The organism is Pseudoflavitalea sp. G-6-1-2, assembly GCF_012927185.1.
Classification (GTDB): Bacteria; Bacteroidota; Bacteroidia; order Chitinophagales; family Chitinophagaceae; genus Pseudobacter.
In genome coordinates this window covers 752,906-776,382 of record NZ_JABBGB010000002.1, presented here as the reverse complement: position 1 = coordinate 776,382, position 23,477 = coordinate 752,906, and the positions used below count along the sequence as shown (strand labels likewise).

Below are 23,477 nucleotides of genomic sequence, written 5' to 3'. Positions count from 1 at the left end.
ATTCAAAATGAAAAGAACACCGATCAAATCTTCTCTGAAAAGCCAGTTCCAAAAAGGACGCACATGCATGTTGCTTTTGCTGGTTAGCGCTATGAGTTCCGCAGTTGCGGCCGACATTAAAGTGAATTCGTTGCCGGCATTGCAGTCGGCTATCAGCAATGCCAATGCCGGTGATGTGATCACCCTGGCCGATGGCGTGTACACCAGTACCGAAGCCATTACCATCGACCGGCAGGGTACGGCTGCAAAGCCCATCACCATTCAGGCGCAAAGCATACTGGGCGCGGAAATCAGCGGTACGCAGGGGTTTATTGTTAACAGCCCGGCAAAGCATATCATCATCAAAGGATTTAAGTTTACCCATGCATCATCTTCGGCTGCGCTGAACGCAGGCAGCAGCTTTATCCGACTAACGCAGAACCTGTACCAGACAACGGGCAATGGCGATTACCTGTTGATCAACGGATCCGATCAGGAAGTGGATCACTGCACTTTTCAGAACAAGAACTCGTTGGGGAAATTCATTATCGTGCGGGGAACGGGAAGCCAGATCGCTGAACGTCTCCATATTCATCACAACTATTTCTACAAACAGGCACAGCAAACCGGCAATGGAAATGAAACCATTCAGTTTGGGTTGAGTGGGTTTAGTCTCTCCAATACCAACAGCATTGTGGAGTACAATCTGTTCGAAGAATGTGCCGGTGAAAACGAATTGCTGTCTGTGAAAGCATCGCAGCTGACGGTACGTTACAATACCATCCGCAACTGTCCTGCGCAGTTCACACTTCGTCATGGCAACCGTTGCGAAGTGTATGGCAATTACTTTCTCAATACACCCGGACTGCGCATCTTCGGTGATGATCACAAGATCTACGGCAATTACTTCGAGGCATGCAGTGTTGCCATCAACATGGGCAATGGCGGCGCGGAAGTGGCAGACGGAGCGCCACTCACATCGCACGACAGACCCGATAGAAATTTCGTGGTGTACAATACACTCGTGAACAATATCACCAACTATGTGCAGGGCAACAGAAAAAACGGACTGGGGTCCGTTGCCACCACTTTTGCCAATAACATCATACAGGGTGGCGGACCTGCGGCGAGCATCACAGGGCCATACACCAATGGGGTCTGGAGCAACAATATCATCTATCAGACCAATGGAATTGGCGATATGCCCGCAAGCAGTTTCAATGAGACAAACCCGCAACTGGTGCGCGATGCAAGCGGCACATTCCATTTGAAGAAAGGCAGTGCAGCTATCGACGCAGGCACGGGATCATTTGTTTTTGCAGTTTCCGATATGGACGGGCAGCCACGCAAAGGACCGTTCGATATCGGTGCAGATGAAGTTTCCAATGCAACAATCAAAGCACAATTACTCGCTCCATCGATGGTGGGGCCCGACGCTAAATAACCATTAGACGTACCCTGTTTGAGTTGTCAATCTTTTGCATCACCAAACATAGTCAACATGAAAAAAACGATTACTAAAATTCAAATGAAATGCCAATTGAAAAAACTGCGTACACTGGTAGCGCTCCTGCTTGTTGCAGGCATTGCTCCGGCTTATGCAGCTACCATTAATGTAAGTTCATTGTCTGCACTGCAGACAGCTATCAACAATGCCAGCGCAGGCGATACCATTGTGCTGGCCAATGGCGTGTATACCACCAGTGCAGATGTTACAATCAATAAACAGGGTACGGCTGCACAACACATCGTTATCAAAGCGCAATCTGTGTTGGGTGTGGAGATCAAAGGATCCAATGGTTTTGTAGTGAATAGTCCGGCCAAGTATGTCGAGATCATCGGTTTCAAATTCACACATGCCGGACAGAAATCGAAACTGAATGGAGGCACCAGCTTCATCCGTGTATTGCAGTGTCTGTTTCAGTGTCCCGGAGATGGTGATTATTTTGAACTCAACGGAAGTGATCAGGAAGTGGCTTATTGTACATTCCAGAATAAGACTGGTCTGGGCAAGTTCATCATCGTACGTGGATCAGGAAGTCAGATCTCACAGCGCCACTGGATTCACCACAACTACTTCAAAAATCAGCCAGTACAAACCGGCAACGGAAATGAAACTATTCAGTATGGTCTCAGCGGATATAGTCTTTCCAATACCGACAGCAAATTCGAATACAATTTATTTGAGGATTGCGCCGGTGAGAACGAACTGCTGTCTGTAAAAGCATCACAGTTGACCGTACGCTACAACACTATCCGCAACTGTCCGGCTCAGTTCACCCTGCGCCATGGCAACCGTTGCGAAGTGTACGGCAACTACTTCCTCAATACGCCCGGCTTACGCATATTCGGGGACGATCACAAGATCTACAGCAACCACTACGAAGACTGCAGTGTTGCCATCAACATCGGAAACGGAGATGGGGAAGTGGCAGATGGTGCGCCGCTTACGTCGCACGACAGACCAGACCGCACTCTCATTGTTTACAATACGCTTGTGAACAATACCAATAACTACAAACAGGATAACAGAGCAAGTGGCCTCGGTTCAACATCCACCACATTTGCGAACAATATCATTCAGGGAGGTGGAGTTTCTGCAAGCATTACAGGGCCGTACAGCGGAACCTGGAGCAACAATATCACTTATCAGACCGGTGGAGCAGGTTCTATGCCATCCAGCGGTTACACCAATACCAATCCATTGCTCGCGCGCGATGCAACAGGTACTTTCCACCTGCAAAGCGGCAGCCCTGCCATCAACGCAGGTACAGGTTCTTTCGCATGGGCCAATGTGGATATGGATGGACAGGCACGTACAGGCACATTCGATATCGGTGCCGATGAAGTATCCTCTGCAACAGTGAATGCTCAGATACTTTCACCAGCGATGGTAGGTCCAAATGCAGCGCCTTCCGGTCCTGTTACACCAACCTGCGTGCCCGCAAGCGCGAGCAAAGATGATGGCAACGTACCTGCAAACGTACTCGACGGCGACCTCGCTACACGCTGGTCTGCCAGCGGCGACGGAGAATGGATTCAGTTCTGTCTTACCGATACAGTTGCAGTAAATGGCGTTCAGATTGCATTCTACAGCGGCAATACACGCAGTTCAACATTCGATATTCTTGCAGGCAATAATGGCACCAGCTGGACCACCGTTGCAACCGGTCGCACCAGCAGCGGTACCTCTACTGCACTCGAAACATTCACCTTCCCAACAGTAAATGCAAAATACATCCGCATCGTTGGTCATGGCAACAGCGCCAATCTCTGGAACAGCTACACCGAAGTGGTGATCATGCAGGGAGGAAGCGGCAATGTGGCTCCAACCGTGAGCATCACATCACCAACAAGCGGAGCAAGTTATACATCCACTGCATCTGTGAGCATCACTGCAACAGCAGCAGATGCTGATGGCACAGTAAGCAAGGTTGAATTCTTCAACGGAGCAACCAAAATAGGGGAGGCGCTTACATCGCCCTACACCTTAAACTGGACGGGCGTTACAGCGGGTTCATACACACTCACTGCAAAAGCAACCGACAATGGCAGTGCTACCACCACTTCATCGTCAGTAAACATTACAGTGAATGCATGTACACCCGCAGTTGCAAGTGCAGATGATGGCAACGTTGCAGCTAACGTACTCGATAACAATTACAGCACCCGCTGGTCTGCCAGTGGAGATGGTCAGTGGATCCAGTTCTGTCTCGAAAATGCAACTACCGTTAGCGGTGTGCAGATTGCATTTCTGAGTGGCAACGTTCGAACTTCTACATTCGATATTCTGGTAAGCACCAACGGAACCAGCTGGACCACCGCGGCATCCGGCGTAGTGAGCAGCGGCACCAGCACTGCGCTTGAATCATTTGCCATCACACCTGTGAGCGCAAAATATGTACGCATCGTTGGTCATGGCAATAGCGTTAATCTCTGGAACAGCTACACCGAAGTAAGAATTCAAACCGGAGGAGCGCTGATGATGACAGCCGAAACTGCTGCTGAAAAAGCAACAGCCATCAAAACCGGCATCCGCAGTTTCCCGAATCCATTCCACCTCAGCAGCAATATCAGCTTCAGTGTACAAAATGCCGGACAAACCGAGCTCTCTGTATTTGATATGGCTGGAAGAAAAGTGGCAGTACTCGTGAACGGATACCTGTCGGCCGGAGAACATAAAACCGTATTCACACCAACAGCAAAAGCAAAAGGAATTTACCTGCTCAGGTTGGTGAACAATGGAAAAGTAACAACGCACCGTATGATGCAGGAATAAACTGTACAGAACATTTAAACAGCGTCGGACGGAAGTTCGGCGCTGTTAACTCCTTATATCAAACCTATCTTTTATGAAAAAAGGGAATAACCTCACAACGAGGCGGCTGCTAATGCTATGCTGCTTTGTTTTTGCAATGCTTTTCCATTACGCGCATGGACAAACATTGCCAACCAATTTTACGCGCGTTCAGGTTGCAACGGGAGTAACCACTCCCACATCCATGGCCTTCACTCCCGACAACAGAATTCTGGTCTGCCAGAAAGGAGGCCAGCTCAGAGTGATCAAAAACGGTTCTTTACTTTCCACACCCGCCATTACATTATCCGTAAACACCGATGGAGAACGTGGATTGATCGGGGTAGCGGTAGACCCCAACTTCGCTACCAACAATTACATCTACATTTATTACACGCACACCAGCGGGCCACACAACAGGGTAAGCCGTTTCACATTGGGATCTAATGATCTCGCAACCGGTGAAACTGCGCTGCTCGATATGCCTACCCTCAATGGCATCTATCACAACGGAGGGGGATTAGCCTTCGGCAGCGATGGTAAATTATTTGTTGCTGTTGGTGAGAACCAGGTGGGATCCAACTCTCAGGATCTCGATTCCTATCTCGGCAAGATCCTTCGCATCAACACAGACGGAACGGTGCCTGCCGGCAACCCATTCACCGGAGGGGCACAACGCAGCCGCATCTGGGCTTATGGCCTGCGCAATCCTTTCACCATTGCAGTAGATCCTGTCAGCGGAAAATTATTGGTGAACGATGTGGGCAATGCCACATGGGAAGAGATCAACGATGCCACAACCGGCGGTAAGAATTTCGGATGGCCTACCAAAGAAGGGATGTGTACAAGCGGTTGTACCGGCTTCACCAATCCCATCTATGTGTATTCCACCAACAGAACGGACCCTCCGCCAAACGGACAAGGCTGTGCCATCAATGGCGGTACCTTCTTCAATGGAGCTATCAGCAATTATCCTTCTACCTACAATGGAAAATATTTCTTTCTCGATTATTGCGGTGCGTGGATCGATTACATCACACCCAGCACCGGCGCAACACGTACCGGCTTCGGTACGAGTCTGAGTCAGGATAACGTATGTATCAAACAGGGGCCTGATGGTAATCTTTACTATCTGCGTCTTGGCAATAACACTGTTTACAAAATAGTGTATGCTGGTGGAACCAGTGCACCGATCATTACAACACAACCAGCCAATCAGGTGGCTGTAGTTGGCGGCTCCGCTACATTCACGGTGTCTGTATCCGGCAGTCCGGCTCCCACCTTCCAGTGGCGCAAAGGCACTACCAATATTTCTGGTGCAACCAGTGCCAGCTATACCATCAATAATGCACAAACTACCGATGCAGGTACATACAATGTGGTAGTGACCAATAGTGTTGGCAGCGTAACCAGCAACAACGCCACGCTCACTATCAGTCAGGCTCCGACTGCAACTATTACCAGTCCGGCTAACGGAACACTGTTCCGCTCCGGCGATCAGATCAGTTTCTCCGGAACCGGCACCGATCCTGAAGATGGTACCATTCCGGTTGCAAAATATAAATGGTGGATCGCCTTCCATCATGCCACGCATACACACCCCGGACCAGCGGTTCCCAATGGAGTGGCAGCAGGCAACTTCATTGCAGATCTTGCAGAGCACAACGAAACCAATGTGTGGTATCGCATTTATATGTCGGTGGAAGATTCTCAGGGTGTGATCGATACTTCGTATGTTGAAGTATTCCCGATCACTTCCAACCTCACTTTGCAGACACAGCCTGCAGGTTTGCAGGTAACGCTGGATGCTGTTCCGTTCACTACTCCATACACCACAGAGGTAGTGTCTAAGATGCAAAGGCAGGTATCGGCTGTTTCTCCTCAAACAGTAGGAGGTACCACCTATGTATTCGATCATTGGAGCCAGGGTGGTGCAGCATCGCAGTTTGTAACACTCAGCGATAACGATACCACTTTCACTGCGCATTATCGCGTAGCGCCGGCACCGGTTAATCTCACACCAACCAACGATGCTTATGTGAGAGACGGAACCAATGCAGCTATCACGCATGGCACCACTGATCCGACCTTGTTGATCACCAAAGTGTCTCCATCGGGTCAGCTCAACAATGCCCGCGAAGCCTATCTGATGTTCGATGCTACCAGCATCACAGGAAACATCGATAACGTTACACTGCGCGTTTATGGAAAAGTGGATCTCACCACCGTACCATCTGTGCTCACTGGTGTGTACTCCGTTGCCAACACAACATGGAGTGAATCTACACTCACCTGGAATAACAAACCTGCAACCAGCGCTACCGAACTCACTACGGCAGCAGTAGGAAACACAGCTTATTCCTACATCAGCTGGGATGTTACCAATTATGTGAAGAGCGAGATCGCGGCAGGAAGAAAGAAAATTTCCTTAGCGCTGAAAAGCCTTGTAGCCCACGATCCGCGTGTGTTCTGGAATTCGAAGGAAGCGGCTTCCAATCCGCCACAACTGGCATTCCTCGTATCTGGTGGCAATGCAAATCCGATTGTAAGCATCACTGCGCCCACCAGCGGTTCAACCTATACGTCTCCTGCAACCGTGAACATCACAGCCAATGCATCGGATGCTGATGGAACTATCAGCAAAGTGGAGTTCTACAATGGAAGCACCAAACTCGGCGAGGACCTTGTTGCTCCTTATGAATACAGCTGGACCAACGTTGCAGCAGGAACCTACTCACTCACTGCCGTTGCAACCGATAATCAGAGTGCAGTAACTACTTCATCCGCAGTGAGCATCACGGTGAATAACCCGCCGGCATGCAATCCTGTTACATCGAGTGGTGATGATGGCAACGTAGCCGCCAATGTTCTCGATAACAATCTCGCAACACGTTGGAGCGCCAGCGGCAATGGTCAGTGGATCCAGTTCTGCCTGGGCAGCACTCCGGTAAGCGTAACAGGCGTGCAGATTGCATTCTACAACGGCAACACCAGAACTTCCACCTTCGATGTTCTCGTAGGCAATGATGGTGTTAACTGGACAACCGCCGCCACCAACCGCGTAAGCAGCGGCACAACCACCGCACTCGAAACATTCACCTTCACACCGGTTACCGGAAAATATGTTCGCATCGTTGGTCACGGCAACAGCGTGAACCTCTGGAACAGCTATACCGAAGTGAAGATCCAGACCGGCACTGCACTGATGACGGATCCAACCGATCTCTCAGAAGCAGCAGCTGAGAAATTCAGACTGAGCACTTATCCCAATCCGTTCAGTGGCAACAGCACCATTACTTTCTACCTCGGTAAAGCAACGCAGACAGAAGTAAGCGTATTCGATATCACAGGCAGAAGGGTAGCGGTACTTGCAAATGGTAAACTCAATGCCGGCAATCATAAACTCGTGTTTTCCCCTACAAACAATGCAACAGGCATTTACATAATCAAGATGACTTTCGACGGAAAAGTTGTCACAAAGAAACTGCTGAGAGAATAAGCAGTCAATCACAATTGGCAGGGCCTTTCCAGGCTCTGCCCCTATTAAAAAACACAAACAATTTTATCCCATGAGAAAATTTACACGGTTATTAGCAGGTTTGTTGCTGCTCTGTGTGAGCATGACGGCAACAGCGCAAACGCCCTTGCAAAAGAACGGGCAGTTGCAGGTGATCGGTTTGAAATTGTGCAACCAGTACGGAAATCCTATCCAGCTTAGAGGGATGAGTACGCACGGGTTGAACTGGTATCCCTGGGGCGACTGTCTCAAAGATGCCACACTCGATGTATTGGCCAACGACTGGGAAGCAGACGCATTGCGTATCTCAATGTATGTGCAGGATGGCGGTTACGAAAGTGATCCCACCAAATTCACCAACATGGTGAACACCATTGTGGAGGCCGTTACAGCAAGAGGAATGTATGCGATCATCGACTTCCACCAGCTCGATCCCGGCGATCCCAACTACAACACGGCAAGAGCAAAAACATTTTTTACAGCAATGGCCAACGCACATAAGAACAAAACAAATGTGCTGTACGACATCTGTAATGAGCCCAATGGCGTAAGCTGGGCAACCATCAAGAATTATGCAAATCAGGTGATCCCTGTGATCCGTGCCATCGATCCGGATGCACCGATTCTCGTTGGTACGCACGCATGGGCCAGTATGGGAATCTCCGATGGAAGATCTGCGCAGGACATTGTAAGCAGTCCGCTCAACTTCACCAACATCATGTACACTTTCCACTTCTATGCAGGTGATCACGGAACTGAATACCTCAACGAACTGGATTGGGCTTCTGATCGTCTTCCTGTATTTGTTACCGAGTTCGGTACACAGCTTGCTTCAGGTGATGGCCCTAACAACTTCACCAGAACACAACAGTATATCGATCTGATGCGTACCAAAAAGATCAGCTGGATCAACTGGAATTTCTCCGACGACTTCCGTTCCGGCGCTGTCTGGAAAGATGGTACCTGCCCTAATGGTCCCTGGACTGTAGCCAGTCTCAAACCGGCGGGTGTATGGATACGCGACAAAATAAAATTCCCCGCCGATGATTTCCCCGGTGGTGCGGGCAGCCCAACTGTAAGCATTACATCACCCGCACCTGGTGCGAGCTTTATTGCTCCCGCATCTGTAGTGATCAATGCCAATGCAACCGATGCCGACGGCACTATCAGCAAAGTGGAATTCTTCAATGGTGCAACTAAACTCGGAGAGGCTACCACTGCTCCGTTTACTTACACCTGGAATAATGTAGGTGTAGGTACCTATTCACTCACTGCAAAAGCAACCGACAACAGCAATCTCACCACTACGAGTGCGGCTGTGAGCATCAGTGTTACAGCAGCTCCGGGCTGCGATGCTGTATCAAGCAGTGGTGATGATGGCAACGTGGCAGCAAACGTTCTCGACAATAACCTCGCTACGCGCTGGAGCGCCAGCGGCAATGGACAGTGGATTCAGTTCTGTCTCGGTAATGCCGCCAGCATCACCGGTGTACAGATTGCATTCTACAGCGGCAATACACGTACATCCAGCTTCGATGTACTGGTAGGCAATGATGGTGTTAACTGGACAACCGCCGCCACCAACCGCGTCAGCAGCGGCACTTCATTGAATCTCGAAACATTCAACTTCACTCCTGTTACCGGCAAATACGTTCGCATCGTTGGCCATGGCAACAGCGTAAATGCCTGGAACAGTTACACCGAAGTAAAAATCAATCAGACCACAGGCAATGTTGCACCAACAGTGAGCATTACTTCACCTGCAAACAATGCCAGCTTTACAGCACCTGCTTCAGTGAACATCACTGCTACGGCTGCTGATACCGACGGAACCATTTCCAAAGTGGAGTTCTTCAACGGTGCTACTAAACTCGGCGAAGCAACATCCTCTCCTTATGCATATTCATGGAGCAATGTGGCAGCAGGCAGTTACACGCTTACAGCCAAAGCAACAGACAACGGCAATGCCAGCACTACCAGCACTGCTGTGAACATCACAGTGGCAGCGCCTCCTGCATGTAATGCTGTAACCGCCAGCGGCGACGATGGCAATGTACCTGCAAATGTGCTCGACAATAATCTCAGCACCCGCTGGAGTGCAAGCGGAGATGGCCAGTGGATACAGTTCTGCTTAGGTAGCACTTCTGTAAGTGTAACCGGTGTGCAGATCGCTTTCTACAATGGCGCTTCCCGCACTTCTACATTCGACGTGCTCGTAGGCAATGATGGCACCAACTGGACCACAGCTGCCACTGGCCGCGTGAGCAGCGGATCATCCACTGCACTCGAAACATTCACCTTCACTCCGGTTACCGGAAAATATGTTCGCATCGTAGGGCATGGCAACAGTGTGAATGCATGGAACAGCTACACCGAAGTGAAGATCCAGACTGCTGCTGCACTCATGGCCGACCAGGCCGATCTGATGAGTGCAAAAGAGATTGAGCAGTTCAAACTGAGCACTTATCCGAATCCATTCCGTGGCAGCAGCACCGTAACTTTCTATCTCGCTAAAGCTGCACAGGCAGAAATCAGCGTGTTCGACGTTACTGGTCGCAGAGTAGCCATACTGGTGAACAATAAACTCAATGCAGGTAATCACCGCTATGAGTTCAAACCGGCAGGAGGTGGCACAGGTGTGTACCTCATGAGAATGAATATCGATGGAAAAGTAACTACCAGAAAACTGGTGAAAGAATAAATCACTTTCATGCAAAAGAGAAGGGATGCATCCTCGCGGGTGCATCCCTTTCTTTTTTGGGTTAATGCTGATCTGATAATTCCAATCTTGATGAAAGTCTATTTTTTCACATGCACCCAAATTTCTGGCCGATTACTGAGGGGTTACAGAGATAATTCGTATATTCATAGTACTACCCGAAAGCATATACAGCTACATTCTTTTCATCTACTTACCTCATAAAGCTGCAAAGGCAACCTGGCTGAATTAACCGCATCATCCCTCTGCAACGCGGAACAGGAGCGTGTTCCACTGTTTACATCTGAATAGCCACTTGCCGTTCGACCATTTACTCCCTCTGCATTTGCAGGCGTTTAGCCTGTTGCTACTCTGCTGCCCCATCGCAGTAAACCATTAACCATTCGACAGCTTTATGCAATACCTTATCCTGGTTGCATTGCTGACTGTGAACAGTTATGCATATAAGTCAACGTTTGCACCTGCCTCACATCCCGGTAATTTTACCGCTGTTTTCCGTATTGATTCCAGCGGAAATCACTACATCGATCTTACCGCCAATTATCTGGTTTCAGTAGATGACCGGGCTTCCATTGCGGCAGCTGATACCGGCATTAATTTCTGGAACAATCAATCCGGAAAATTCAGACTTGTGCCTGCAAAAGATTCTGCCGGCATTAAAGAGTATATCATCTGCTTTGCGCTGAAAGTGCTGCCGGTGAAAGATCCATCGGCAGAACGATTGAAGCTCAATGGTAAGCGATGGATGGAAGGAAGAAGGCCCGGAGACAATAACCTGCTGGCTGTAGTGCATGATGATGTATTGGGAAATGGCGTAGCAGGAAATACAGATGGTTACTATGATATTACCATAAAAGAATCACGAAAGCTGGACGTGGTGGTTATTGCACACGAAATCGGTCATTCGCTCGGAGCTAAGCATGAAGATGGTGGGGTGATGGTTGAAAGTGCAGAAAACAGTAGTCGGAAAGTAACGCTCTCCTGCATGCGCACCATCATGAAATTCGCGCGCGACACGATGAAGCTGAAATACATTCCTGAAGGAGTTGTAGAGCTGATCAGGAAACCACTTACAGCAGATTGATTGAAAACGACTGTTACCTGTTGAACAGCAGCTTCAGGTAGAACATCGGACTCGCCAGTTTCTTCCGCACATCCACTTCGTAGAACATGCAGGAGATCAGCTCGCGAAGCTGCTTGTTGCGTGTTCCCATTTTCATCAGCATATTGAAAAGCCATTTGTAGCGCACCATGCGTTGCAGTTTTGTACTGAGCGAAAGTTCCGCTCCCAGCACTTTGTACACATGCTCGGTATATGGCGCCAGCTCTGCTGCTCCAAACTTTCCGGCCTTCAGTGCAGCGGCTGCATGTTCAGCAGCGATCCTGCCGGTGTAGAGTCCATTACCGATGCCTTCACCTGTAAACGGATCTATCAGATACGCAGCATCCCCTGTAAGCAGATAACGGTCGCCTGCGAGCTGTCTGCGTTTGCTGCCGAGTGGCAATCCATATCCTTCAATGGGTGTGATGGCTTTTGCGTTGCTGAATCTCGCTTTCAGAATCGGGTCCTGTTCGAGTGTTGCAGTAAGCAATTGTTTGAGATTCACTTTGTCTTTTCGTACGGCACTGCTCAGCATGCCGATGCCAACATTGGCTTCGCCATTCGGCAGCGGAAATACCCAGAGGTATCCGGGCAGGAATGATTTGAGAAAATGCAGTTCGATGAAATTATCCTTATGCAGATCTGTTACGCCCTGGTAATACGCGCGTACACCTGCCATATGATGTGCGGGCTCTACAGTGAACCCCGCCACATGCCTGGTGAAAGATGAATGCGCGCCATTGGCCACTATCACCATATCTGCCTTTACCTGAAACGATCCGCCGGCTTCGGACAGCAGATAGCCGTCTGGTTGAAGCTGATACTGATCTAGCGAAACACCTTCGATGAATTCTATCTCCGGTCTTCTTTTTATTTCATCAACAAGGAACTGATCGAAGTGAATGCGCTTGCATACAAATCCGATCGGAGGATCATCCGTTGTATTGTAGTTCGGCTTGTAAGGCACGTCCATGCTGAGTCTTCCGGGCGACACGAATGTTACGCCCCAGCTGTTCACTTTGTGGAGGTATTGCTGCAATCGCTCTGCAATGGCCGGGTCGATGCGCGTAAGTGCCGTGATCACTTTGCCACTCAGTCCGTCTCCACAAACCTTGTCGCGCGGGAATGTGGCCTTATCCACCACAATGCACCGAATGCCCCATTGCGCTAATTGCAATGCTGCTGCCGCTCCTGATGGTCCTGCTCCAATGATACATACTGCTGTTTGCTTCATGTTGCGTCCGTTGAATAGAAGCATTAAAAATATCCAGCCCGGCTGGCTTTGCCAAAATAACTTATTGGTTTGCCAGTGCCAGGGCGGCGAAAGGTGGTAGATTTATGGAAACCGATTGTATGTCCCAGCAATATCCAGACCCGATTTCACGCCGCCAGTTGTTTGGCAAAATGGTAGTTCCTGCATTAGGAATAGCAGGGCTTTCCGCCATCGCCAGTGAGGCTTCTGCCAATGATCACAATCTTTCGCATCATGTATCAGCTGCTTCAAATACAGGCGTATCGCCACTTCCCGTGTACAATATCCGCGATTACGGCGCCAAAGGGGATGGCGAAACACTGGATACAGCTGCAGTGCAGGCCGCTATCGACGACTGCCATAAGAACAACGGAGGAGTGGTGCTGATTCCCGCAGGAGATTTTCTCATTGCCACCCTTCAGCTGAAATCTTTTGTTACGCTGCATCTTTCTCCAAAAGGGAAACTGGTAGGCAGCAAAACCAAAGCGCACTATTCATCCGGAAAAGGAGTGCCTCCCGGCAACGGCAATATGGTGCTGCTCTATGCCGTAGAAGCTGAAAGGATCTGCATCGAAGGGCAGGGTACCATCGACGGTAATGGCGCGGCCTTCAACAACGGAAGGGGAGACGGAACCGGACCCAATGGCATTCCCGGCAATATGGATCGCCCGCACCTGCTGATCCTGTACAAATGCAAACACGTTATTGTGCGCGATGCATTCTTCACCAACAGCGCCTATCACTGTTTCCGCATTCTGCACTGCGCCAATATGCAGATCAACGGACTGCGCATTCATAACCGGGTGAATAGGAATAATGATGGATTCCATTTCAACGATAGCGAGTACGTACACATTTCCAATTGCGACGTAGCTTGTCAGGATGATGCCTGCGCGCTCTTCGGCAGCAATCAGTTCATTACAGTCACTAACTGCACATTCAGCACCAGATGGAGCATCTTCCGCTTTGGTGGCGGAAAGGCGCAGAACATCACCGTTACCAATTGTGTGATCATGGAGACCTACGGTTGCCCCATCAAGATCAGCACCGGACGCGGACAACTGGAGAATTTCATCTTCAGCAATATCATCATGCGCAATGTAACCGGGCCAATCGGTATTGGTTTCAGCGGCGAATCGAGAAACAATAAAACCAACTCAAACGAAGCCTCCTTCGTAAGAAATATCTTGTTCAGCAATATTCAGGCAACGGTGGTTACGCGGCCCATCGATCATCCGGAGATACCGTTTGTGGTGAAGCCATTTCCGGGGGAGGATAATACCTGTATCACGCTCAATGCCATGAACAATGTGTATCTGGAGAATATCCGGTTCTCAGATATTCATGTACGTTATGCCGGGGGTGGAACTGCTGCACAGGCCGCCAAGCGAGATGTTCCCACTATCGCTTCCGAGTATTTCGGCGTTTGGGGCAAAGAGCCTTATGGTCCGCCGGCTTATGGATTGTATGCAAGAAACGTAAAAGGACTCTCTCTGAATAATGTGCGTTTTGAATTCGATCAACCAGATCTGCGCCCTGCCATTGTGATGGATAACGTGCAGGATGCCAGCATCAGCGGACTGCAGGTGATGGCAGACAAAGAGGCCGAGTCTGCATTGCGCTTCATCAATTGCAAAGAGATATTCCTTTCTTCTCCGCGGTTGCTGAACCCTGCCAAAGTATTCCTTCAGCTCGAAGGAAATGCGAACGAAGGCATCTTGTTACAGAATGGCGATCTGCGCAAAGCCACACAACAGATCACTTACACGCGGGGAGCAGATAAAAAAGCAATCGTAAAATAGAACGGGGCCCTGCCTTGCAGGCCGCCCCGTTGCTGATAAACCAAAACTGCGTGAACACCACATGAGAAATACTGCGGTCAGAGATATTGTTCAATCATTTTCTGCAACTCCGGTGTGGAAGGTCTGGGTGCATCCGCTGATACAATCTTTCCAGCCTTGTCGAATACCATGAACCTTGGAATGCCGGGGATCTTGTAGTAACTGTGTATCGCTGCTCCCGAAGGATCGTAGAGCTGCACACCGCCGAGCTGTTCGTCCTGCACAAACTTCTTCCACTTTTCTTTGTCGGCAGGTTTGTCTGTTCCGATGCTTACGAACACCACATCTTTTCCGTGCATGGCTGCTTCAAGTTTTTTGAGATGTGGGATCTCTGCTTTGCAGGGCCCGCACCAGGTGGCCCATACATCCAGTACCACTACTTTTCCGGCTAATGATTTCAGCGAAACCTTTTTATCATTGATGTCGTCGAGATTGAAATTGTAGGCAGGTGCTCCTTTCTGGTATTTTACCAGTTTATCGAATATCGCTTCTTTTTGAAGCTTCTGTTCTGGAGTAAGAATGTAGCGGCCATACTTTTCTGTATTGTCCAATACTGTTTCGAAGCTGTTGGCGCGTTGCAGATTGCCGATTACAATATCGCCTCTGAGTGTATCGTTGGGGATCAGTTGCAAACTCCAGTCGAGCATATCGGCTTTCTCTTCGGGTTTCTTTCCAAGCAGTATGGGAAGAATGGAGTAATCCTGCAAAATGGATTGTCCTTCTCCGAGCCGGTAGATGGCTGTTGTGGCAAGCAGTTTGCCACGTGCATCGTCTCTGTAATAAGCAGGCAGCTCTTCCGGTGTCGGATGTGCCGATTTGGGCGTCAGCAGAAAATGAAGCGCAGACTGCTGCACATCGGCATCGATGGTAAAGCGAAGCAAATCGTTAAAGGCCTTGTTGCTGGTATTGATGCGTTTGCGGAAGCTGGCTGCATTCGCGAGCAATTCATGCAGTTTAGGGAAGAAGCTATGATAAGTGCCCGTGTCTGAAAGGCTGCGCAGTCTGGGGTTGTCGTTCGAAAGACTATTGCCCATTGCGCGTACTGGCATGCGCATGGTCTCCCATTGGTGCAGCAAGTTGTTTTCGGGCGAAGCTGATTGCAAAGTATAGCCGGTATCTGAAACCTGCATCCGGAGCTGTGTTCCGGGCGAAAGCCAGATTCTGATGCCGCCTCTGTTTGGGTCTTGCGCCAGATAATAGTAACCCGCTTCAACAGAGGGCACCTGAAATGCAAACTCTTTTTTGTCGTTGAGTTTCATGCTGGCGAATTCCTGTCTGGTACCGGCAACAACTTTGTACAACACAACATTGTTTGCTGATCGTTTATTGTAATTCCCCTGCACCAGTGCATGCGATGTTTTTTGAGCAATACTGTGCAGGCTTGCTGCTGCAAGCAGCAGCAATAAGCTGATTTGTTTTTTCATGATCTGAATGTTGAGAAATCCGGATGCATTGCGCATCCGGATGTTATAGGTGGTTTAGGGTTGAGTTTTGTAAGTGATATCGCTGATCTTGCCAAATCCGGAAAATACAGAACGATACGTATTGTCGACGAAGTTGCCGGTAGCTTCCGTTCCGAAGAGATAGACTTTTCCTTCGCCACCCTCATCTGTGGCTACTGCCATCACACGATAGTTGTCCGGATCCGATCCGCTCTTCTGATTGTAATGCCACTTCATCCGCTTTACTTTGGTGCCTGCCGGGAATGTGTACAGCAGCCTGTGTGTTTTGGCAGGAATATCCCAGAGATACAATTGATTGTCTTTGGCGAAATAGATATGCTGCACCAGTCTCGATGAAAGATAGTTACTCGCCGATTGCAATGGAAGGCCCGCCGCCAGTGTGTCTGCGCTGCTGGCTTTGCTGAGTGTTCCTGCACTTGTTCCTGTAAGTACAAATGCGGAATCCCTGTTTTTGCTTTCGAATACGGCATTGAATGTTTCGCCGGAACCCATACCCGCATAGAGCAGTCGCTTGTCTACTTTGTTGAGATTCCAGATATCGGTAGGACCAGAACTGTTGATGTTCACCAGCGAAAAATCGCTCGATGGTCTGTACCAGAAACGCTGTGCAACTGTATCGTAGAATATGAATCCTCTTTGTGAAGAAAGCTGATATGGCGCCAGATAATAATCGCCCGGAGTTGCTACTCCAAACGCATACGGAGGGGGCGTTATCAGATAAATGCCATAAGCTTTTCCGTTGTTCAGCAAATGTTCTTCCGTGCTGTTTGAAAACACCTCCTGCGGCTCTTCTGCCGAAGGTGGAATAAAGAACCATTTGCTGAAAGGCAGGGTAGTGGTGAAGTTTGCCACACTGAGCATTTTGCCGCTATGAGGTGTGAACACATAGATCAGTTGATCGGCTCTTCGCGAATAAACCGCTATGCGACCCTGGCCCGGCGTCAGAAACTGATTGTTGTTGGCTTTTGAATAGATGTTGCGGCTTACTGTGTTGTTGGGCAAAATCATGCTCACATCGTTGTGTCCGCCGGATTCTTCCAGTACCAGCCATCCCTGATTGAAGGGGGTGGTTACTTCCACTACAAAACGTTTGTACATGCTTACATTGGTCTTTTTGTCTTTCACAAAAAGATCGAGCGAGTAGGTAGAAGGCGCATCGGTGATCAGCGCACGCAGGCTGGTGCTATGTCCCAGCTGACGGCGGTAAGTAGACAAGCTCTCTTTGTAGAACACCCAGTCGATTTCGAGACCTTCATTGTTGGGTATCGTTTGCGAAAGCTGAATATCTATTCTCAGTGAGTCCTGCACGTTCACTCTGAACGTGTCTGGCAACGAACCGGCGAGGGCAACTTTATTGATATCGTGATACGTGTAGTTGCCTTTATCTTTTAAACAACCCTGCATCATGGCCAGCAGCAGCAGGCAGATGGAAAGGAGTCTGAATATTTTCATGATGATATTTTTGATCTGTGTAAATGCATCAGAAGGTCACAATGCCTCCGTTTTCGTCTATCATGTCTCCGTGCTCTTTGTTGTAATCGAGCAATGCCTGCCGCAGGAAGATCTGAATGGCAGAGATCTCACCATAGGAGATGTCGTTGGGACCGCCGCCTACCGGAAACTGTGCCCTGCCTGTTTTTTCGATGATGAACTTGTATTTCCTTTGACTGTAATCTCCGAAAAAGTACACCAGCATATTGTCCCAGTTACCCGGCTTGGTGAGAAAATCGTTGATCTTAACCAGCATGCGCACAGATGCGCCGGAATACACGTTATTGCCCGAGCCTACAGGTGAATTGTAAACACCAGGTTGCAGATCGTTTGAAGCCACAATTTCGAGCAGCAATCTCTTCTCCTGCGTTTTCATTTCGGGTGTTCTTTTCACTATCAGATACACAGTGTCTAAGAACCTGCCTGCATGTACAATGGCATTGCCGAAGGCATAATCGGTTCCCGCTATTGCATTGCTGCTGTCTGCTACGGCCTGCAGTTTTACCTGCCTGTCTTTGTCGGCAGCGTTCCCCGCAATGCGTATGGGCAGCTTCACGGTATCGTACAGATGATCCGGTGAAAAGATGGCAAAGGAGAACACACTGCTGTCTCTGAAGTAATTGGCCAGATCTTTATAGAAATGAACCATGGTGGGCTCATCGAAAGATTTCATCTTGCTTTTTTTACAGGAAGCCATACCTGCTGCCATCATCGCCAGAAGCATGATGTACAGTGAATATTTTTTTGGTGACATATATCTCGTTTTTAGGATCAGTATTGACCGAATTCTTTTTCTGCATCAGGTATGGGAAGTACATAGAATCCGGGCGACATAGATGTTTGCCCGTTGTCTATTCTGTAGATCTTCGCTGCATTCCTGCGTTTGAAGTAGTAGAAATTCTGTCCTTCTGCATAACACTCCTTCTTGATTTCTTTCCGCAATTCTGTGTCGAGCGTTGTAGCCGGAATGTTTGTAGCAAGCGCTACCAGTCCGCGTTTGGCCCGGATCTCATTCAGGTATGCAACGCCATCTGCTGTAACCGGCGCAGCTTCCGCAGCGATATAGTACATTTCGGAAAGTCTGATAAGCGGAATAAGTGTGCGCAGATAATCCGATTCCGAATTTGTTGAAACGATATTCGCCTGGCTATACTTGATGGTGGAGAATCCATTGCCAGCACCAAGTATGAGGTAGTTGTATCGAATATCCGAACTTCCTCCATTGCTCAGCTCGAACAACGCTTTCATATGAGCATCGGCCATGGAGAATGTAGCAACCGATCCTTGTGCATTTCCCATGAAATAGAAGTCGGACAAGCCTTTCAGGCCGGAGTGGAATACTGCAAACAGATGCTCTGTCGAATAAGTGTAATCTCTGTTGAAGGTAGCAGACGCTGCCTGCAATGTAACGAACGGATGATATTCTGCCTGAAAATCGATCACAGCCTTCGCTGCTTCCAGCGCTTTGGGCTTATCACCTTTGTAAAGATTGATGCGCGCCTCCAATCCTTTCACTGCCCAGTAGTTCATGTGATGGCGGGTGAAACTCAGATAGAGATCTTTGCTGTTGTAGGTTTTGGTGATGCTTTTGTCTTCGGCAAGAAGGGACTCTGCCTGTGCCAGATCGTTCAGGCATTTTTCGATCACCTGATTTACCGTAAGTGCAGGAAACACCTTCACTTCAAAGGTGGTTACATACGGAATCGATTTTGCTTCTCCGTTCACAACAGGTGCTGTTCCGAAGAGACGCAGCAGATCGAAATGCAGAAAGGCACGCATGGCAAGGGCTTCGCCCTTTATCTGGTTTTTCATGCGTCCGGTGAATATAACAGTGCTGCTGTCGATATGACGAAGTATCTGATTTACGTTGGCGATATTGGCGTACATATCGTACCAGATGCTATCCACATATGGCCTTGTTTTCACGTCCATATAATTGAACTTGACGGCCTGCGCATAATTCTCATCTGTAGTTTGAATATTGTAGCATTGTCCCACCACATCGATAAATCCGAAAGTGAGGTTTCTGCCATAAGTGCGCTGGTCGGCAAGTTTGATGTAAACACCGAGCATGGCATCTTTGAAACCCGCTTCTGTAGAGAACTGGGCCTTTTCGCTGATCAGTGTTTTAGGTTGCACATCCAGCCATTTTTTGCAGCCGGTTTGCAGTATCAGTATCACCGCTGCTGCTGCATATATGATGGTTTTCAATTTCATGATTCAATTACGTTGTGCTGTTAAAAATTACTGGTGAGGTTGAGGGTGAAATTGCGTGCAAACGGATAATCGAGCCCGCGTTCCATTTCGAGATTTCCCCAGCGTGTGATCTCATTGGCAATGAGGGTTACTCTTGTTGTGCCCAGCTTCATCCTTTTGGTGAAATTGGCTGGTACCTGATAACCGAGTGAAATGCTGCCTAAGTTGATGTAATTGTTTCTCTGAAGAAAACGGCTGCTCACATTTGTTTTTACATTGATGTACCGGCCATTCTCATCTGCCAGTCCTTTGAAGAAGGTTTGATCTCCCGGTTTCTTCCACCTGTCTAACAACACTCTTCTGTCTGCCTGATAGCGCAGGTCTACATTCTCTACACGATCTGCCAGCGTTTGATTGTATTGATCGATACCCACCTGATAATTGCAGAATATGCCCAGTGTGAAATCCTTGTAATTTAAACTGGTTCCGAAGTTTCCGAATACACCACCTGTTGGATCTCCGATGATCACTTTATCTTCCGGATTCCAAACCAGTGAAGGCTTTCCGTTCTTGTCGAGAAATACTTCTCTGCCTGTGCTGGGGTCGATGCCCAGCGAACATACTCCCCAGATGGCATTGGGGCTGTATCCTTCCACATACCTGAACTGTGGACGTATCTGCTGATTCTCGTTGTTCTTATCGTTGAGGTCGTTGAGTTTTTTCAGTGCATTGGAGATGGCTACAATCTTGGTGCGATTGTGTGTGCCATTCACGAAAACCGACCAGTTAATTGCTTTTTCAGGTTGCTGAATGAGTACGAAATTCAGGTTGGCTTCAACACCATTGTTCTGCAGTTTTCCTACGTTCTCTTTGTAACTGGTTACACCAACGGATGGCGGTGTATTGATATCCAGCAAAAGGCTTTTGGTAGTTTCGTTGTAGACGTTGGCGCGGATTGATAGTCGGCCATCGAACATTTCAAGATCGATACCCAGGTTCTTTTTGATGGCCTGCTGCCAGGTAAGGTCTTCATTTCCATAACTGGTGAGGTAAGAACCCGGACTTCCGTGGAAGTTGCTGCTGGTAAAGTATTGGTAAGTGGTGATGGCCTGATTGGTGGCGAAACGATCATCACCGGTGCTGCCCACTGTTGCACGCACACGAAGTGTCTTTACCTGCGGAAGCATTTGCTCGATGAATTTTTCGTTGTGCAGGTTCCAGGAAACACCTGTGCTCCAGAATGCTGCATAACGTTTGTTGCTGCCGAATTGTGATGATCCGTCGAAGCGAAGACTGCCTTCTGCAACATAACGCTGATCCCAGTTGTAGCTGAAATTGTTGCCTGCCGAAACTCGGCGGGTAATATCAACATATCCACCGGGCTTTGAGTTTACGGGATACCCGTTTCCGAAAAGCATTTCATCGAGCTTCTCGTGCGGAAAACCTTCCACGCGGATAGTGGTGGCGTTTCTCGTTGCCTGATTCGATTCTATCAGTGTGGTGTTGTACAGCTGTCCATTTGCAATGCGGTGACTGTATTCCAGTTTCAGCCTTGCCTGATAGTTGAAGAATTTGCTGAACCGGCGGTCGTATGATCCTCTTTTGAGGTAATTGGTCTCTTTGGCAAAAGTGGTATGGTTGGCAGGAAGAAAAACGTTGCCTTCATCAACCTGTCTGGTTAGTCCGAGACTTCCGGTAAGGCGGAAACCGTGGCCCATATTCCATTCCAGCTCCGTATTGTTGGTGAGCAACGTGTATTCGCTGTTGTCGATCACATTGAGTGTGGCGTTGTAAAGCGGATTGGTGTACTGGGTTCCGTCTTCGAATTGCTCCAGAATTTTCACCACTTCACCATTGGGGCCATAAGGGCTCCAGTAATTGTTTTGTTTGCTGTAATCGCCGAAGCTGCCGTAAGGCGAGTTCTTCGATTTGTTGTAGGTAATGGAAATCGCATTGCGGAAATTCAATCCACGGAAGCGATAGGTGAGGCTCATGTCGCCGGTGTACACATCGCGGGCGCTTCCTTTCATAACACCGGGATCCGATTTGTAATAGAGATTGAGTGCATACCGGATACTCTGATCTCCACCTCCGAGATTAAGTGAATGCGTTTGTCCGAGACTGTTGCGCAGTGGCTTGGAAAGCCAGTCTGTATTCACTCCCGAAGCTACTTTGCTCATGCGATAGGAGAGGAGACGGCGATAGTAAGCATCCCTGTCTGCATTATTTCCGCCGGGATCCGAATAATCCGAATACATGCCGGCCAGTTGTTCTGCCTGCAGTTTTTCCTGCGCGTTCATCAGATGATACACCGATAAGTCTGGTGCACTCATATTCATGGTACCGCTGTAGAAAACCTGCAGTTTGCCGGGAGCGGGTTGTTTGGTATCTACGATGATAACGCCGTTGGCGGCACGCGATCCGTACATGGATGTAGCAGCGGCATCTTTGAGAATGGTGTAAGAAGAGATGCGGTTCACATCGAGATCGTAGATCTTCTGAAGCGCTACTTCAAAACCATCGAGAATAAATATAGGCTGATTGGGGTTGTAAGAATAGCTGGCCATGAAATCCGCGCCGGACGGAGGCGCTGATGGCCTGCCTGTGCTGGTACCCTGTTGTTGCGGAAAGTTGTTGGTACCGCGGATGTTGATATTCGGCATTCTGTTGGGATCACTTCCGAACTGAACGTTCTCCGGAATGCGGATCGAAGGATCGAACACTTTGATCGCCTGCAGCGCGTTCATCATATTTACACTGCGGATCTGGTCGCCGCTGATGGTAGTGGCTGCTCCGGTGAAACTCTCCTTGGGTCTTCTGTACAAACCCGTAGTGATCACTTCAGACATGGCCATGGGGCGTGGTTTCATGGATACGCTCATGGGACCATCGTTCTCTACACGAACATCCACCGGTTCGAAACCTACCTGCGAAAAACTGAGTACACGGAATCTGGCAGGAATGCGGATGCTGAAGTTTCCGTCGGGATCCGTGCTGGTGCCGTATTTGGTGCCCTTCACCGTTACGCTGGCATTGGGCACTGGTTCACTGATCTTTTCGCTGGACAGTACGCGGCCGGTAATGGTAACCATCGGAATGGTATCCGTTCGGGGAAGAAACAATGCAAGATAATCGGGCATTGCTGTGGAGTCTGCGGTTGTTTCTGTTTTCCGTAGAATGATGTTGTTTTCCCGCTGCACATAATAAAGTCCTGCCTCCTGAAGGATTGTGCCAAGCACATCCGCCAATGAAGCGTCTTTGGTCTCATAAGTTACAGGGGCAGATCGGTCTACATCTATGCTCCGGTAAGTGAAACTGAAGCCTGTTGTGAGCTCCAGCTGATGCAATGCTTTCCGGAGAGATAGATTTTTGAACTCGACCTTAACCCTGGTCTTCTCAACACTTTGCCCTGAGCTGGTGCCGGCGAGCGTTACCAGGCAGGCCATCAATGCTACCGATAGCAGAGATACACGCATAAGCAGTTTGGGGTTGAAGCAGTTAGTGATGGACAAGGCGGATACCTTGCCCCGGCCTTTGCCGGAAGCCAATAAATACATAGCTTTGATTGGTTTTGTTAATTCAAAAAGTGGTTAATAAAACATCCGCCGTTATCGGGTGCC

The 23,477-nt window shown here is 48.9% G+C and carries 12 protein-coding genes; 6 read left to right on the top strand and 6 right to left on the bottom strand.

Translation table 11 applies throughout. The features are described 5' to 3' along the window. Nucleotides 1-7 precede the first annotated feature (7 nt). The 5 genes from HHL16_RS12790 to HHL16_RS12770 all read left to right on the top strand — a co-directional run bounded on the left by HHL16_RS12790 (nucleotide 8) and on the right by HHL16_RS12770 (nucleotide 11,596). A complete protein-coding gene (locus tag HHL16_RS12790; protein WP_240966118.1) occupies nucleotides 8-1,423 on the top strand; it encodes a polysaccharide lyase 6 family protein in 1,416 nt (471 codons plus the stop codon). 57 nt (nucleotides 1,424-1,480) lie between these two features. Further along, entirely contained in the window at nucleotides 1,481-4,258 is a 2,778-nt protein-coding gene (locus tag HHL16_RS12785) for a discoidin domain-containing protein (protein WP_169425586.1), read from the top strand. A gap of 73 nt (nucleotides 4,259-4,331) precedes the next feature. After that, a complete protein-coding gene (locus HHL16_RS12780; protein WP_169425585.1) occupies nucleotides 4,332-7,775 on the top strand; it encodes a PQQ-dependent sugar dehydrogenase in 3,444 nt (1,147 codons plus the stop codon). A gap of 70 nt (nucleotides 7,776-7,845) precedes the next feature. Then, nucleotides 7,846-10,494 (top strand): cellulase family glycosylhydrolase, encoded by a 2,649-nt coding sequence (locus HHL16_RS25030; protein ID WP_169425584.1) that lies wholly within the window; start codon nucleotides 7,846-7,848, stop codon nucleotides 10,492-10,494. 412 nt (nucleotides 10,495-10,906) lie between these two features. Continuing rightward, nucleotides 10,907-11,596: a reprolysin-like metallopeptidase gene (locus HHL16_RS12770; protein WP_169425583.1), complete on the top strand. Its 690-nt coding sequence runs from the start codon at nucleotides 10,907-10,909 to the stop codon at nucleotides 11,594-11,596. Nucleotides 11,597-11,609: 13 nt separating this feature from the next. Here HHL16_RS12770 and HHL16_RS12765 read toward each other — a convergent pair whose 3' ends face one another. Further along, nucleotides 11,610-12,848 (bottom strand): geranylgeranyl reductase family protein, encoded by a 1,239-nt coding sequence (locus HHL16_RS12765; protein ID WP_169425582.1) that lies wholly within the window; start codon nucleotides 12,846-12,848, stop codon nucleotides 11,610-11,612. A gap of 119 nt (nucleotides 12,849-12,967) precedes the next feature. On the opposite strand from HHL16_RS12765, the gene HHL16_RS12760 reads away from it, so the two are divergent. Further along, entirely contained in the window at nucleotides 12,968-14,668 is a 1,701-nt protein-coding gene (locus tag HHL16_RS12760; RefSeq protein ID WP_169425581.1) for a glycosyl hydrolase family 28 protein, read from the top strand. A 77-nt stretch (nucleotides 14,669-14,745) separates the two neighbouring features. Here the strand turns inward: HHL16_RS12760 and HHL16_RS12755 are convergent, their stop codons facing one another. The 5 genes from HHL16_RS12755 to HHL16_RS12735 are packed head-to-tail and all read right to left on the bottom strand — an operon-like array spanning nucleotide 14,746 to nucleotide 23,414. Continuing rightward, nucleotides 14,746-16,131, bottom strand: a complete 1,386-nt coding sequence (locus tag HHL16_RS12755) for a TlpA disulfide reductase family protein (RefSeq protein WP_169425580.1) — start codon at nucleotides 16,129-16,131, stop codon at nucleotides 14,746-14,748. 54 nt (nucleotides 16,132-16,185) lie between these two features. Further along, the gene (locus HHL16_RS12750; protein ID WP_169425579.1) at nucleotides 16,186-17,622 is read right to left on the bottom strand and encodes a PKD-like family lipoprotein; all 1,437 of its coding nucleotides are present in this window, start codon (nucleotides 17,620-17,622) and stop codon (nucleotides 16,186-16,188) included. A gap of 28 nt (nucleotides 17,623-17,650) precedes the next feature. After that, nucleotides 17,651-18,415 (bottom strand): DUF4843 domain-containing protein, encoded by a 765-nt coding sequence (locus HHL16_RS12745; RefSeq protein ID WP_169425578.1) that lies wholly within the window; start codon nucleotides 18,413-18,415, stop codon nucleotides 17,651-17,653. A 17-nt stretch (nucleotides 18,416-18,432) separates the two neighbouring features. Next, the gene (locus HHL16_RS12740; protein WP_169425577.1) at nucleotides 18,433-19,878 is read right to left on the bottom strand and encodes a RagB/SusD family nutrient uptake outer membrane protein; all 1,446 of its coding nucleotides are present in this window, start codon (nucleotides 19,876-19,878) and stop codon (nucleotides 18,433-18,435) included. Between the two features lie 20 nt (nucleotides 19,879-19,898). After that, on the bottom strand, nucleotides 19,899-23,414 hold the full coding sequence (locus tag HHL16_RS12735) for a SusC/RagA family TonB-linked outer membrane protein (RefSeq protein ID WP_169425576.1): 3,516 nt from the start codon (nucleotides 23,412-23,414) through the stop codon (nucleotides 19,899-19,901). Nucleotides 23,415-23,477: the final 63 nt, after the last annotated feature.